The organism is Pseudomonas sp. McL0111 (assembly GCF_052567255.1).
This window is the reverse complement of the sequence record NZ_CP199585.1, coordinates 3393243-3408673: the sequence shown is the minus strand read 5'-3', so window position 1 is coordinate 3408673 and position 15431 is coordinate 3393243. Positions and strand designations below refer to the sequence as shown.

14 protein-coding genes are annotated in these 15431 nt (G+C 51.9%); all 14 read right to left on the bottom strand.

Annotation, left to right across the window (positions count from 1 at the left end; genetic code table 11):
- Positions 1-184 precede the first annotated feature (184 nt).
- The 14 genes from ACTWLJ_RS15575 to ACTWLJ_RS15510 all read right to left on the bottom strand — a co-directional run bounded on the left by ACTWLJ_RS15575 (position 185) and on the right by ACTWLJ_RS15510 (position 15409).
- Entirely contained in the window at positions 185-1387 is a 1203-nt protein-coding gene (locus ACTWLJ_RS15575; RefSeq protein ID WP_445177467.1) for a hypothetical protein, read from the bottom strand.
- Positions 1384-2109: an ABC transporter ATP-binding protein gene (locus ACTWLJ_RS15570; RefSeq protein WP_445177466.1), complete on the bottom strand. Its 726-nt coding sequence runs from the start codon at positions 2107-2109 to the stop codon at positions 1384-1386. The genes ACTWLJ_RS15575 and ACTWLJ_RS15570 overlap by 4 nt, the downstream gene beginning before the upstream one ends.
- A gap of 4 nt (positions 2110-2113) precedes the next feature.
- Positions 2114-2902, bottom strand: coding sequence for an ABC transporter permease (locus tag ACTWLJ_RS15565; RefSeq protein WP_445177465.1), 789 nt, complete (start codon positions 2900-2902; stop codon positions 2114-2116).
- Positions 2903-3061: 159 nt separating this feature from the next.
- Positions 3062-4429, bottom strand: a complete 1368-nt coding sequence (locus ACTWLJ_RS15560; protein WP_445177464.1) for a phosphomannomutase — start codon at positions 4427-4429, stop codon at positions 3062-3064.
- 140 nt (positions 4430-4569) lie between these two features.
- The gene (locus ACTWLJ_RS15555; protein WP_445177463.1) at positions 4570-6012 is read right to left on the bottom strand and encodes a mannose-1-phosphate guanylyltransferase/mannose-6-phosphate isomerase; all 1443 of its coding nucleotides are present in this window, start codon (positions 6010-6012) and stop codon (positions 4570-4572) included.
- 434 nt (positions 6013-6446) lie between these two features.
- Positions 6447-7343 (bottom strand): glucose-1-phosphate thymidylyltransferase RfbA, encoded by an 897-nt coding sequence (gene rfbA, locus ACTWLJ_RS15550; RefSeq protein ID WP_445177462.1) that lies wholly within the window; start codon positions 7341-7343, stop codon positions 6447-6449.
- Positions 7340-8221: a dTDP-4-dehydrorhamnose reductase gene (rfbD, locus tag ACTWLJ_RS15545; protein WP_401216781.1), complete on the bottom strand. Its 882-nt coding sequence runs from the start codon at positions 8219-8221 to the stop codon at positions 7340-7342. The genes rfbA and rfbD overlap by 4 nt, the downstream gene beginning before the upstream one ends.
- Positions 8218-9294: a dTDP-glucose 4,6-dehydratase gene (gene rfbB, locus ACTWLJ_RS15540; RefSeq protein WP_445177461.1), complete on the bottom strand. Its 1077-nt coding sequence runs from the start codon at positions 9292-9294 to the stop codon at positions 8218-8220. Before rfbB ends, rfbD begins: the two co-directional genes overlap by 4 nt.
- Before the next feature lie 225 nt (positions 9295-9519).
- A complete protein-coding gene (locus ACTWLJ_RS15535; protein ID WP_401216784.1) occupies positions 9520-9759 on the bottom strand; it encodes a LapA family protein in 240 nt (79 codons plus the stop codon).
- A 27-nt stretch (positions 9760-9786) separates the two neighbouring features.
- Positions 9787-10083: an integration host factor subunit beta gene (gene ihfB, locus ACTWLJ_RS15530; RefSeq protein ID WP_003189779.1), complete on the bottom strand. Its 297-nt coding sequence runs from the start codon at positions 10081-10083 to the stop codon at positions 9787-9789.
- A 154-nt stretch (positions 10084-10237) separates the two neighbouring features.
- Positions 10238-10516, bottom strand: a complete 279-nt coding sequence (locus ACTWLJ_RS15525; RefSeq protein WP_445177460.1) for a hypothetical protein — start codon at positions 10514-10516, stop codon at positions 10238-10240.
- 191 nt (positions 10517-10707) lie between these two features.
- A complete protein-coding gene (gene rpsA, locus ACTWLJ_RS15520; RefSeq protein WP_150630124.1) occupies positions 10708-12396 on the bottom strand; it encodes a 30S ribosomal protein S1 in 1689 nt (562 codons plus the stop codon).
- A 119-nt stretch (positions 12397-12515) separates the two neighbouring features.
- Positions 12516-13196: a (d)CMP kinase gene (cmk, locus tag ACTWLJ_RS15515; RefSeq protein ID WP_401215959.1), complete on the bottom strand. Its 681-nt coding sequence runs from the start codon at positions 13194-13196 to the stop codon at positions 12516-12518.
- Positions 13197-13201: 5 nt separating this feature from the next.
- A complete protein-coding gene (locus ACTWLJ_RS15510) occupies positions 13202-15409 on the bottom strand; it encodes a bifunctional prephenate dehydrogenase/3-phosphoshikimate 1-carboxyvinyltransferase (protein WP_445181361.1) in 2208 nt (735 codons plus the stop codon).
- Positions 15410-15431 lie beyond the last annotated feature (22 nt).

Genomic DNA, 15431 nt, shown 5'->3' with positions numbered 1-15431 from the left:
CGTTATATTCATCCCCCCGAAAAAGCAATCAGGCAGGGTATAGAATTAGAGCTCAATTCAAAGTCTCGCGTATGTAAGACTTGCAAAGCCACGCCGCCCCCCCTCCCCGAGAAAACCAGCAACATGGCTCATGCATGTTAGAATACGACTTCGCCCCACACTCAGCACAGAGCAGGCAGCGAATTCAAACCCCGCTTTTGCTTAATACATCCAAATAGAATCTGGTTTGCAACCCAGCATGATCGAGCACAGTTGGCGGCAAGGAGGTCTCAGGATGAAATTCATCGTAAAAAACTGTTTTCAGCTTAAGCTCTTCGATATTACCGATCTCGAAAAACTCATAATCATCTCTTAAATTAAACTTCATATAATCAACAAACGCGAAATTTCTAGACACGATCATTCTTTTCGAGAGCTCTGCTACCTCACTACAAATAGCTGAAGCTTCTTGCCCAACTTCTCGATAAGGCAACCAAGAATAATCTACGCCTGCAATCGCCTTATACATTGACTCATCATCAACACTGCCCATAAAAAACACACGATCCAATACCTTGTTCTTTCTAGCAAGTTCGATGAGACCATCAATTTGCGAGGTATCAGAAGCACGAATAGCGTTTGGGTGCAACCCCGAAAACACCAACAGCTTGAAGCGACTATCTAGCCTGGATATACATTTTATTGCGTAATCAAAACCTTTATATGCTCCAAAAAAACCAAAAACGCCAACAAGTTTATCCTCAGGTTTCAATCCAAGCCTTTTGAGTAAATCACCGCGACAAGCTTCATGACTAAAACCAGCTTTGTCCTTTTCGTTCGTATAGCAAAGAGGATGACAATCAACGTTTATCAAGCCGAAGCGCTGCTGCAATATTCTTTTGGTCGTTTCAGTGTGTACTATTATCTTAATCTTATTCTTCTTAATAAACTGAAACAGGCGCAATTCACCCTTCGCCATACCAGTTAAACGCAAGTCTCTAAAAAAATTGAGAATTGTAGACTTGGGATGCCCAAGTAAACTGGCAATAGAAGGAAACTCAATCTCGGCCGAAGAAGACCTATTTACGATCGTATGAAGCGTAATAGTCGAATTTTTGTTAGCCGCCAAAATCCGCTGAATTCTTTCTACTGACACAGATACCGAATCAGCAAAAAGGCTATATTCACATTGCACCGACACTGCGTCGAACTCTTTCAGCTTCTCACAAAGGTCCTTGATGAATTTGTTCGAACCCTCGGCAGTTGCACCGAAACTCTTTTTAAGCTCTTGAGGGGGCAGCTCAAAAACTGTCACCTCATCACTTGCCGACAACCCCTTGTGCAGAATCTCTGAGAATCTGGCGATCCCGCACTCCAGCTTATAAGAAGAAACAATTGCAATTTTCATGAGTTACCCCCTACCAAATAGTCTTCCAGCACCTTACCGTGCTCCAGCTTTATACAACGCCCGCAAGTTTGATTGATAAGCTCAGGGGAGTGAGAAGCAAGGACCAGTATTGCCGCGTTCTCCGTCATTTGCTGTAATCTGAGGTTAGCTTCTGCTTGGAATTGCGCATCCCCAACACCTAACCACTCATCCATCAAGATTATATCTGCGGGAAAAGCTGTTGAAATTGAAAAACCCAAACGTACCAACATCCCGGATGAATAGGTTCTGATCGGCAACCTGAGATAATCACCCAACCCTGAAAACTCGCCAATATCGCCAACTATCTGCTTAATTTCCTTAGGCTTTATCCCAAGAATCGCACCACGGAGAAATATGTTTTCATAACCTGTAGCCTCAAGCTCCATCCCAAGAGTCAAATCCAGAAGGGATGTAATTCTGCCCGAGGTCTTCATCGAACCGGTAGTTGGCCAATAAACATCCGCCATCACCTTTAGCAATGTGCTTTTGCCTGATCCATTATGGCCAAGTAAGCCAATTTTTTCTCCAGACCTTATTTCAAGATCTACATTATCAAGTGCTCTGATACTCAGATGCTTTTTGGCGTCTTCTCCCACCCGTCCGCCTGTCACCCAGGATAGCGCGTCTTTCTTGAATGAACGCCTTGACAAATCCAAAATTGGATAATCAACAGTTACCGATTTAGCCAGTATATAAGACATAATATTAAAGCCAATAAGAGATTTTTTTACGATTCAGGAATAAGGCAAGGAAGGACACTGCCCATAAAACCGCTCCAAAAACAAAAACCACAATCGCAGACTTTAACGGAAAGTAACCATTCAACATCGGCTCGCGCACAAGATCGATAAAGTATACAAAAATATTATACTTTATAACTAGACTTAAACCGGCCAGTTGATTGGGATGCCACATTACAGGCGTCACAAAAAACAGCAACTGCATTCCACTGGATATCATGGGCAGCACATCTCTGTACCTCGCGCAGATAACCGCCAGAAGAGTAACCAGAGGGGTCAAGGAAAATACAATAAGGCAGATGCCAACCACAGAGCAAAACAAACCATAAGGACTGAGATAGCCATACCACATCAACAGGGGAACCAGAATCACCCAGCTATGCAGAAAAATTATCACATTCCTGAATACCACACGCATTACATGGACAAGAAAAGGCATACTAATCTGCTTGATTATATGTCCTGCCCCTATAATAGAGTTTGCACCTTCATTTATAAAACCAAGAATAAACGTCCAGACTATTATCCCGCACGCAAGAAAAGGCAGATACTCCTTGAGATCAAGATTTAGCAGTCGCGAGTAAACCAAGCCTAAACCCATCACAAAAAAAATGGACGTCAATGTAATCCAGAACGGACCGATTACAGATCGACGATACCGCCCCTTCACATCTTGAAGCGACAACAGAAACCAAGCGTGCCATCCCCCACGAAAAACGCTCAGCTCTCTAAAAAAAAAATCTAGCATACTCATAATTCATCTCTCAGCTTGCAAAAGCCAGACGGCAATTCGAATTTAAAATACAAATATTTGCCCCAACTAACAAATTCAACTGAAGCCATATAACCCCTTCACCAGACAATTCCAAAGAGTGCCGAAAATATCAAACCGAGAGAACCATATTTTCCGAACTCACCCTGCGCCTTCAATTAACTGTGAAATTTCCCTCAACTGTTCTTCCATAAGCCCCCGATCTCTCTTGGCTTCTACGTTCAGCCGAAGCAAAGGTTCGGTATTAGACGCTCTTAAATTAAAGCGCCAATTTTCAAACGATATACTTATACCATCCGTCTGATCGAAATTTGGATTCAACGGCAGATACTTATTCAACACTTTTTCCAAAATCGCCGGTACGCTTTCTACTCGAAAATTAATTTCCCCACTGCAAGGGTAAGTGTCGATACGCTCATCAACCAACTGTGCAAGAGTTTTTCCAGTACTTGACATAAGCGCAGTTATCAAAAGCCACGGAATCATTCCGCTGTCGCAATAAGCAAAATCGCGAAAATAATGGTGTGCACTCATCTCACCACCATATATAGCATCTTCCAGCCGCATCCGCTCTTTAATGAACGCGTGGCCGGTTTTACATAGAACCGGCACTCCTCCTGCCAGCTGCACCTGATCGATCGTGTTCCAAGTCAGACGAGGATCATGGATAATTTTGCCGCCCGGGTGGCGTTTGAGCAACATTTCCGCCAATAACCCCACTAGATAATAGCCTTCAATGAAGCGCCCCGTTTCATCGAAAAAGAAGCAGCGATCAAAGTCACCATCCCACGCCAAACCAATATCACAACCATTAGCCAGCAACGCGTTCTGCGTCAGATGACGATTTTCTTGCAACAACGGATTCGGTACGCCATTGGGAAAGTTACCATCGGGATCCGCGTTTATAACTACCCACTCAAAGGGCAATTTATTGATCAACTCTTGCAGGACGGGACCCGCAGCACCATTGCCAGGATCGGCAAGTATTTTCAGTGGTTTGAGATCACCTACGCTTACGTAGCCAAGCAGATGCTCAATATAACGAGTTTTATCCAGTTCAAATTGAACTACACCCGGAGTGCCTGCCAACGGCCCGAGATTACCGCTCTCCACCCTATCGCGAATGGCATTGAGCCCCGAATCACCACTGATCGGTCGTGATTCGGACTTCACTAATTTCATCCCATTGTAGCCCTTGGGATTATGGCTTGCAGTGATCATGACACCGCCGTCCGCCTTGAATGCGCTCGTGGCGAAGTAGACTTCTTCAGTTCCGCACAAGCCAATATCGACGACATCGGCACCTGCTTCGCGAATGCCGCGACTCATTGCCTCTGCAAGCATAGGACTCTCGAGCCGCATATCACGCCCGAGCACGATCCGCTTACCCTGCAACTCGACGACCAACGAGCGACCAATTCGATAAGCGACGTGTTCATTAAGGTCGAACGGGACTTGACCACGAATATCATAGGCTTTGAAGCACTGGGTTTTGATAGGGGTATGCATACCACTCCCTTGCTGGAGTATGTAGGAGCGAGGCAACTGACACAGTTGTTGACTCGCAAGATAAGAGCGTCGCGCCGAGCCAAGATAGAAACCTGTTCGGAAAAATTTACCGAACAGGCTTAAGTCCATCGAATGGGAGGTTACTTGTCGACGCGTCCGTATTTATCCTCAAAGCGGACAATATCATCCTCTCCAAGGTAGTCGCCGCTTTGCACCTCGATAAGCACGAGGTCTATCACCCCAGGATTCATTAAGCGATGTTGGTGACCAGCACGAATAAACGTCGATTCGTTGGTATTCAGCATCAACTCTTGCTGATCATTAACAACTACTGCCATTCCGCTGACGACGATCCAGTGCTCGCTTCTATGGTGATGCATCTGCAACGATAGTGACGCCTTCGGCTTCACTACAATACGTTTAATCTTGAAACGTTCACCATTTTCCAACGTGGTATAGGTACCCCATGGACGATGCACCGTGCGGTGAAGCAGGTGAACTGTGTGACTGCATGCTTTCAACTGATTGACAATATGCTTTACGTCTTGAGCATGATCTTTGTGGGCAATCATTACCGCATCGGGTGTATCGATTACCAAAAGATCTTCAACACCCACCAGCGCGGTCAGTCGATCCTCGCTGTTTACATAGTTGTTACGAGACGCATGAGATAAAACTTCGCCTTCGAAGCGATTGCCATTTTCGTCAGGCTCTGTTAGTTCGCTAACTGCGTTCCATGATCCGATATCACTCCAGCCGATATCACACGGAATGGTCGCTACCTTATCGGAACGCTCCATCAGCGCGTAGTCGATAGAAATATCGGGAACTCCCGCGAATGCGTCAGCGTCCAGCGCAAGGCAACGGTATTTTTCAGATAAGGTTTGGCGGGATTTTTCGATTGTTTTGCTTACCGCATCCACAACGTCTGGAGCATGACGCCGGAGTTCTTCGAGAACAGTGCCTACCCGGAAGCAGAACATGCCCGAATTCCAGTAGTAATTGCCGGCACTGATATAATCTTGGGCGGTCTCAAGATTAGGTTTTTCTACAAACCGGGCAACTTTCAGTCCGCCGTTGAGCGGCGTATCTTTCTGAGCTTCGATGTAACCGAACCCAGTTTCAGGATAGGTTGGCTGAATACCGAATGTGACCAACCAGCCTTCGGAAGCCAAAGCCAAGGCGCTAGCAACCGCCTTGGCAAACGCAGCTTCATCCTTGATCAGATGATCTGCAGCCAACACCAACATATGAGCATCGGAACCATGTGTGGATTCAAGCTGAAGTGCAGCTGCAGCAACAGCTGCAGCTGTATTGCGACCAAAAGGCTCTAGGATGAAACCCTGAGCATGCTTGGCGGAATTGACTGCACCGTACTCATCTTCGGTCTTGAACAGAAGTTCACGGTTAGTCACCGTAAGAACTTCTACAACGCCATCCAGGCGGGAAGCACGCAGGAAGGTCTTCTGGATTAGATTCTGACCATCTGGCAAATCCATGAACGGCTTTGGATGGGCTTCCCGAGAAACCGGCCACAACCGGCTGCCCACTCCGCCAGACAAAATTACGGGAATCAGTTCCATGCTCTCAATCCTTAATCCCCTCTCTGGTAGATACTTCCAGAAGCGGGTTCAGTTATATTTCCGGTCAATAATGCGTCGTAATTGATGCAAAAATAGTCGCACCAAGCTCAAGCAAGGTCAGCAGCTTGGCCTTAATGCAAATCCATCGGCTTAAACCAGATCATTTCAGGTCACCAACGCTCTTGGGGCGCTCCGCTTCTTTGAGATGCACCTTCAAAAGCACCCGAGGGGCGCGAGCCGTATGATCATGTGATTTTGCAGACTATTCTACATCTTGTGCTTGGACATTAATAACTCCCTTCGGCGGAAGGTACAAAAAACGCCTGAAAAGCCCGATTACACCTCTGCACGCAACATCAAAATGCCACTTACCATTCACTTCGCAGGGTCCATCCAGAACATCCTAGAAGCCACGGCGAACCCACTAACAATCGTCAGCCTCGGCGTACCGGATAGTCAAGGAGCTTATACAAGTACTGCCCATAGCCCGTTTTTTTCAGACGCTCGGCCTGCGCACGCAACTCAGCCGCGCCAATCCAGCCTTTACTGTAAGCAATCTCCTCGAGGCAAGCGACTTTCAAACCTTGGCGCTTTTCGATGGTATGCACGAAGTGACTGGCCTCCAGCAGCGAATCATGCGTACCGGTATCAAGCCATGCGAAGCCGCGCCCGAGCATTTCGACCTTTAGGGATTTTTGCTCGAGGTAGGCCAGATTGACGTCGGTAATTTCCAGCTCTCCGCGAGCGGACGGCTTGATATTCTTCGCGATATCGACGACCTGATTGTCGTAAAAATACAGCCCTGTCACAGCGTGGTTGGACTTAGGCGCCAGAGGCTTCTCCTCAATACTCAATGCACGTCCGGCGGCGTCAAACTCGACCACACCGAAGCGTTCGGGATCAGATACGTGGTAGCCGAAGATGGTAGCGCCCTGCTCTTGCAGATTGGCCGCACGCAGATTGTCCGAGAAGTGCTGACCATAGAAGATATTGTCCCCTAGGATCAGACAGCAAGGGTCGCTGCCGATGAACTCCTCACCGATAATGAAAGCTTGCGCCAAACCATCTGGGCTTGGTTGCTCCGCGTAAGTCAGATTGATGCCATAGCGACTGCCATCACCCAGCAATTTTTGGAAGCATGGCAAATCTTCAGGCGTGGAAATAATCAGAATTTCACGCATCCCTGCCAGCATCAGCACGGATAGAGGATAGAAGATCATCGGCTTGTCGTAGATCGGCAACATCTGCTTGGAGACGCCGAGGGTCAGTGGGTGCAAACGCGTACCCGAACCACCAGCGAGGATGATGCCTTTACGATTTGTCGTGGTCATTTGTTCAGAACTTCCCTAAGCATTCGGGTTACACCACTTTGCCAATCCGGCAAGTGTAGAGAAAAATTGTCGCGTAGTTTCTGAGTATTCAAACGTGAATTCAGAGGACGACGTGCAGGTGTTGGATATGCGCTGGTTTCAATTGGATTGACTGCCTTGACGGCAAGCTCCTCGCCATTAGCCTGGGCAAAATCGATCACATGACTCGCGTAGCCGTGCCAGGAAACCTCTCCGCTAGCGGCCAAGTGATACAGGCCCGCGAGTTCGGGCCGCTGCATGACTTGTTGAATAGCCAATGCGGTCACGTCGGCAATCAGGTCTGCTCCCGTCGGCGCTCCGATCTGGTCGGCGATAACACTAAGAGCTTCTCGATCTTTGGCCAGACGCAGCATGGTCTTGGCAAAATTATTGCCGCGAGCGCCATAAACCCAACTGGTGCGGAAGATCAGATACTTGCAACCTGACGCGACAATCGCCTGCTCACCTTCCAGTTTACTGGCGCCGTAGTGATTTACCGGGGCGACTGGATCTGCCTCTTGCCATGCTCTTGAACCTTGCCCACTGAACACATAATCGGTCGAGTAGTGAATCAGCCAAGCACCACATGACACGGCTTCTTCAGCCATGACCTGACTTGCCAGACCATTAACACGATCGGCCAGTTCGGTTTCTGACTCAGCCTTATCAACAGCAGTGTAGGCCGCAGCGTTGACGATAACGTCAGGCTTGATCTGCCGAATCGTCGCGCGCAAGGCGTCAAGATCGGACAAGTCAGCCCCTGTGTTGCGATCAAGGGCAATCAACTCACCCAGTGGCGCAAGGGAGCGTTGCAACTCCCAGCCCACTTGGCCGTTTTTTCCTAGAAGTAGGATTCTCATGCCTTGCTCGAACGATCCGCATAGTTCTGATCAATCCACTGCTGGTAGCTACCGCTCTTCACGTGCTCTACCCATTCAGTATTGGTCAGATACCATTCAACGGTTTTACGAATACCAGTCTCAAAAGTTTCTTCAGGAGTCCAGCCCAGTTCGCGCTGGATCTTGCTCGCATCGATCGCATAACGCACGTCGTGGCCAGGACGGTCCTGAACATATGTAATCAGGCTCGCGTGCGGACGATGGGCGGAGTCAGGACGCAGTTCATCCAGCAACGCACAAAGGGTATTCACCACTTCGATATTTTGTTTCTCGTTGTGACCACCGATGTTGTAGGTCTCGCCGATAACACCCTCGGTCACGACTTTGTACAGCGCACGGGCGTGATCTTCGACATACAGCCAGTCGCGAACCTGATTACCTTTGCCATATACCGGCAGCGGCTTGCCTTCCAGTGCATTGAGAATGATCAGCGGGATCAACTTCTCAGGGAAGTGGCACGGGCCATAGTTGTTCGAGCAGTTGGTAACCAGCGTCGGCAGGCCGTAGGTGCGAGCCCAGGCACGAACAAGGTGGTCAGAACTGGCTTTGCTCGCCGAATAAGGCGAGCTTGGCTGATACGGAGTGGTTTCGGTAAACAGATCTTCCGGGCCTTCCAGATCACCATAAACTTCGTCAGTCGAAATGTGGTGAAAACGGAAGCTAGCTTTACGTGCGTCATCCAGCGCAGCCCAATAATGGCGGGTGGCTTCAAGCAGCGTGTAGGTGCCGATGATGTTGGTCTGAATGAACTCGGACGGGCCGGTGATCGAACGATCGACGTGAGATTCTGCGGCCAGATGCATGATCGCATCGGGTTGGTGTTCACGCAGAACACGGTCGATCTGATCACGATCACAGATATCAACGCGCTCGAACGCATAACGCGGGTTCTGACTGACCTCAGCCAAGGACTCCAGATTGCCGGCATAAGTCAGCTTATCGACGTTGACGACAGAGTCGGTGGTATTGGAGATGATGTGACGAATAACCGCTGAGCCGATGAATCCGGCACCGCCAGTAACGAGAATTTTCACGCGAAACCATACCCTTGAGCTGCTGACAGGCCGGTCAGCCGAGCACCGTCAATCCATGAATACAGAGGCCGCCGTTTCAGGGCCTCTGTCAGAGCCAGTCTGAATCGACGTGGCAACAATCCCACTATCGAACAAGGGCTGCATTTTACAGCTTAATCGACGTTTTACTAATGGATATAGACAGGTTGTAACGCAAATCCGGCGGACGTCTCGCGCCTGTCGCTTTCAGACAAGGCGCTTGCGCGCAGCTCTCGACGAACGCCCCAGAAACCACCCCAGTATCGGCCCGATCAGCATGCCAACAAGCAATGCAATAACCATTACCAATGACACTGGAAGTTGCGGACCTGCCCAGCCAAGAAACATTAGCGAAACGGACTGCTGATTCTCGAGCACGAACGCCAGGATCACCAGTACCAGCAAAAGTATGAATACGCCAAGAAGGATGCGCTTGAGGTTACGCATTAATAGCTCCTTGAATGGTAGCGACTGTCAAACCCCCTCCTCCTCTTCCTCGTTGACGCGATCACGCAACTCTTTGCCCGGCTTGAAGTGCGGCACAAATTTACCGTCGAGACTGACCGACTGACCGGTCTTTGGATTGCGACCGACGCGCGGCGCACGGTAATGCAGGGAGAAGCTGCCGAAACCACGGATCTCGATCCGATCACCAGTGGCAAGGCATTGGGACATTTGTTCAAGCATGGTCTTGATGGCCAGCTCCACATCCTTGGATGAGAGCAGCCCTTGATGGGTGACAATTCGTTCGATCAACTCCGACTTCGTCATATTTTTCCCTTCTTTTTCAAGCAGCTAGATCAGCGCTTGAAAGGTTTTAGCATGCCCTGAAGATTTTGAACAGCCCAGGACTTGACATATCTTCCTCCGCGTCGCGACGCCCGTTTTCAGGGCACCAAATCACTCAAGCCCGAGCGCAGCAGGCTCAACGACAGATCACCAGCATGGTGCGAGTGACATAGCCGGCAGGATTGAAGCCGAAGGGATATTCATCTTCGTCTTTGGCATCATCGGAGCGTGTGATGACTTTGTAACCCGCCCCCTTGCACTCTTTCGCAGCGCGCTTCTGGCACTTCTCCCAGTTGGAGCCCAGACCAGAACAATCAACCTCGATGCCACTCACGCCACGCACCACGTGAGTCTTGGCACTGGCAGCGCACCCGGCCAGCATCAACATAACCATCAAGACAATAAACTTGTTCATTCACTTCCTTATGCCAGGCACGCTGCCCGACTACTGCGATCTTCAGACTAAGCCTAGTCGCGAATAGACGATTATTCTGATTAAAGAAACAGACAGCCCTTTAGCACAGTTGGTTTCACGAACAGACCCGCTCAAATCGCAGGCACAAAAAAGGGCGACCGAAGTCGCCCTTTTTAATGATCAAGCAGAACTTAGTTCTGTTTGGCCATTGCCTGGCGCAGCAATGCCGCCATGGTGGTGTCAGCTGCCGCTTCGCCTTCTGGAGCCGATTTCAGGCTCTGGATGGCTTCTTTCTCTTCAGCGTCATCTTTCGACTTGATGGAGAGTTGGATTACGCGGCTCTTGCGATCAACGCTGATGATCTTGGCTTCTACTTCCTGGCCTTCTTTCAGAACGTTGCGCGCGTCTTCAACGCGGTCACGGCTGATTTCGGAGGCTTTCAGAGTCGCTTCGATATCGTCGGCCAGAGTGATGATGGCGCCTTTAGCGTCAACTTCTTTCACGATGCCCTTAACGATTGCGCCTTTGTCGTTCTCTTGAACGTACTCGGAGAACGGATCGCTTTCCAACTGCTTGATACCCAGGGAGATGCGCTCGCGCTCTGGGTCAACCGACAGGATAACGGTGTCCAGCTCGTCGCCCTTCTTGAAACGGCGTACGGCTTCTTCGCCCACTTCGTTCCAGGAGATGTCGGACAGGTGAACCAGACCGTCGATGCCGCCGTCCAGACCAATGAAGATACCGAAATCGGTGATCGACTTGATGGTGCCGGAGATTTTATCGCCCTTGTTGAACTGGCCAGAGAAATCTTCCCATGGGTTAGATTTGCACTGCTTGATGCCCAGGGAGATACGACGACGCTCTTCGTCGATGTCCAGAACCATAACTTCCACTTCGTCGCCGACTTGTACGACTTTCGAAGGATGGATGTTCTTGTTGGTCCAGTCCATTTCCGAAACGTGTACCAGACCTTCAACGCCTTCTTCCAGCTCAGCGAAGCAGCCGTAGTCGGTCAGGTTGGTTACACGAGCGGTAACGCGAGTGCTTTCTGGGTAACGGGCTTTGATAGCAACCCATGGATCTTCGCCCAGTTGCTTCAGGCCCAGGGAAACACGGTTGCGTTCGCGATCGTATTTCAGAACCTTGACGTCGATTTCGTCACCAACGTTGACGATCTCGGAAGGATGCTTGATGCGCTTCCAGGCCATGTCGGTGATGTGCAGCAGGCCGTCCACGCCACCCAGATCGACGAATGCGCCGTAATCGGTGAGGTTTTTGACGATACCTTTGACTTGCTGGCCTTCCTGCAGGGATTCCAGCAGAGCTTCACGCTCGGCGGAGTTCTCGGCTTCCAGGACGCTGCGACGGGAAACGACAACGTTGTTGCGCTTCTGGTCCAGCTTGATGACCTTGAATTCCAGCTCTTTGCCTTCCAGGTGCGTGGTGTCGCGCACTGGACGGACGTCAACCAGGGAACCTGGCAGGAACGCACGGATGCCGTTAACGTCGACAGTGAAGCCGCCTTTAACCTTACCGTTGATAACGCCCTTGACCACTTCCTCAGCTGCGAATGCTGCTTCCAGAACGATCCAGCACTCAGCGCGCTTGGCTTTTTCACGGGACAGCTTGGTTTCACCGAAACCGTCTTCAACCGAGTCCAGAGCAACGTGAACTTCGTCACCGACATTGATAGTCAGATCGCCAGCGTCGTTGTAGAACTGCTCAAGCGGGATGAGTGCTTCAGACTTCAGGCCAGCGTGAACGGTTACCCAGCGAGCCTGGTAATCGATATCAACGATAACACCGGTGATGATGGAGCCTGCCTGAAGGTTCAGGGTTTTTAGGCTTTCTTCAAAGAGTTCCGCAAAGCTTTCGCTCATTTTAATTCCTGTAAATGAGGGCGAAGGATACGCCCATCTCCACACCCCAGACGGTGTGGGTTAGTTTCATATGAAAGAAGCACCGCAGAACTATGACTGGTCCCCTGCGGCCCTCTTGGTCACCCGGCGATATCGCGAATGGCGATCTCGCTCATGATGCGTTCCAGCACCTGATCGATGGATAATTCCGTGGAATCCAGCTGTATGGCGTCAGCCGCCGGTTTGAGCGGGGCTACCGCTCGCTGGGTGTCACGCTCATCGCGCGCACGTATCTCATCTAGCAGACTCGACAGACTAACACCCTCGACTTTGCCCTTCAACTGCAAATATCGACGGCGCGCTCGCTCTTCGGCGCTGGCGGTCAGGAAAATTTTCAGTGGTGCACCCGGGAAAACTACCGTGCCCATGTCACGACCGTCGGCGACAAGGCCCGGCGCCTCCTGGAAATCGCGCTGGCGCATCAGCAGCGCCTCGCGTACCGCCGGCAATGCAGCCACTTGCGAAGCGCCGGAGCCGACGCTTTCAGTGCGGATGACATCGCTGACTTCGTCACCTTCCAGAATGATGCGCTGCAACTGACCATCGGTCGCTGCAATGAACTGCACATCCAGATGAGCGGCGAGTTTTTTCAGCAGCTCTTCGTTGGTCAGATCGACACCATGATTGTGCGCAGCAAACGCCAGCAAACGGTAAAGCGCACCGGAATCCAGCAGATTCCAGCCCAGACGCTTGGCCAGAATCCCGGCTACCGTGCCTTTGCCCGAACCGCTTGGCCCATCGATGGTGATGACCGGTGCCATGTTGTTCACGACTGAGCCTCTTGTGCCACACGAATACCGACCTGCGCGCACAGCGCAAGGAAGTTCGGGAACGACGTCGCGACGTTGGCGCAATCATGGATGCGGATCGGTGCAGAAGCACGCAACGAAGCAACGCTGAATGCCATCGCGATCCGGTGATCGCCATGACCATGCACTTCGCCGCCGCCGATCTGGCCGCCGTCGATGATGATGCCGTCCGGGGTCGGTTCGCACTTGACGCCCAGCGCCAGCAAACCGTCCGCCATCACCTGAATGCGATCCGATTCCTTGACCCGCAGCTCTTCGGCGCCGGTCAGAACGGTGCGCCCTTCGGCACAGGCCGCAGCCACGAACAGCACCGGGAACTCGTCGATAGCCAGCGGAACCAGCTCTTCAGGGATCTCGATACCTTTGAGTTTAGCTGCTCGCACGCGCAGGTCAGCCACTGGCTCGCCGCCAACCTCACGCTGGTTTTCCAGCGTGATGTCAGCGCCCATCAGGCGCAGGATGTCGATCACGCCAGTACGGGTCGGGTTGATGCCGACGTGTTCCAGCACCAGCTCGGAACCTTCGGCAATCGACGCCGCTACCAGGAAGAATGCCGACGACGAGATGTCGCCCGGCACTTCAATATGGGTGGCCGTCAGCTTGCCGCCGGACTCGACCGAAGCCGTGGCGCCATTGACGCTGACCGGATAACCGAAGCCGCGCAGCATGCGCTCGGTGTGGTCACGGGTCGGAGCTGGCTCGGTAACGGTGGTCTTGCCTTCAGCGTACAGACCAGCGAGCAACAGGCAGGACTTCACCTGAGCACTGGCCATCGGCATGGTGTAAGTCAGGCCTTTGAGCTTGTGACCGCCACGGATAGTCATCGGTGGACGACCTTCGGCTGCGGTTTCGATCACTGCGCCCATTTCGCGCAGCGGGTTAGCCACACGATTCATCGGACGCTTGGACAGCGAAGCATCGCCAGTCAAAGTGCTGTCGAAGTTCTGCGCGGCCAGCAGGCCGGACAGCAGACGCATCGAAGTACCGGAGTTGCCCAGATAGATCGGGCCCGGCGCCGGTTTCAAACCGTGCAGGCCGACACCGTGGATGGTCACGCGACCGTGATGCGGGCCTTCAATGACCACACCCATGTCACGGAACGCCTGCAAGGTAGCCAGGGCGTCTTCGCCCTCAAGGAAACCTTCGACTTCGGTCACGCCATCGGCCAGCGAGCCGAGCATGATCGAGCGGTGGGAAATCGATTTGTCACCCGGTACGCGAATCCGACCGGACAGGCGGCCACCAGGTTGAGCCAGGAAAATCAGATCGTTGGAATTCATAGCGTCCACATAGGCCCTGCGGGCCAGGATTTTACTGAAATGCTCGCGGGCAACCCGGGCGCGAGTGAAAACGCCCAACAATTGGTGCCCATCCCCTGCATCGACCGCGTCGCGCAAGGCGTCGAGGTCGCTGCGAAATGTATCGAGTGTGCGCAGAACAGCCTCGCGATTGGCGAGGAAGATATCGTGCCACATGACCGGGTCGCTTCCGGCGATTCTTGTGAAATCGCGGAAACCGCCCGCAGCGTACCGGAAGATCTCAAGGTTTTCATTGCGCTTGGCCAACGAATCGACCAGACCGAACGCCAGAAGGTGTGGCAAATGACTGGTCGCGGCCAGCACTTCATCGTGACGCTCGACCTGCATGTGCTCGACGTCGGCGCCCAACTCACGCCACAAACGGTCAACTACCGCCAGCGCGGCCGGATCGGTTTGCTCAAGCGGCGTCAGAATCACTTTGTGACGACGGAACAACTCGGAGTTGGAAGCTTCCACCCCGCTCTGCTCGGAACCGGCAATCGGGTGACCCGGCACGAAACGCGCCGGCATGCCGCCGAACGCCTGAGTCGCCGCCCGCACCACATTGCCTTTGGCACTGCCGACGTCAGTCAGAATCGCCTGACCCAGATCCATGCCGGCCAAACGGGCGAGCACTTTTTCCATGGCCAGAATCGGCACCGCCAGTTGAATCACATCGGCGCCCTGACAGGCTGCCTGCAGATCATCTTCGCAGCGATCAACCACACCCAACTCGACCGCCAGCTTGCGCGATTGCGGATCGAGATCGACCCCGACCACTTCGCGGCACACGCCGCTTTCACGCAAGCCTTTGGCAAACGAACCACCGATCAACCCCAGACCGACCACCACCAGGCGACCGATCATAGGTGCAGCAGGTTGCAGCGCA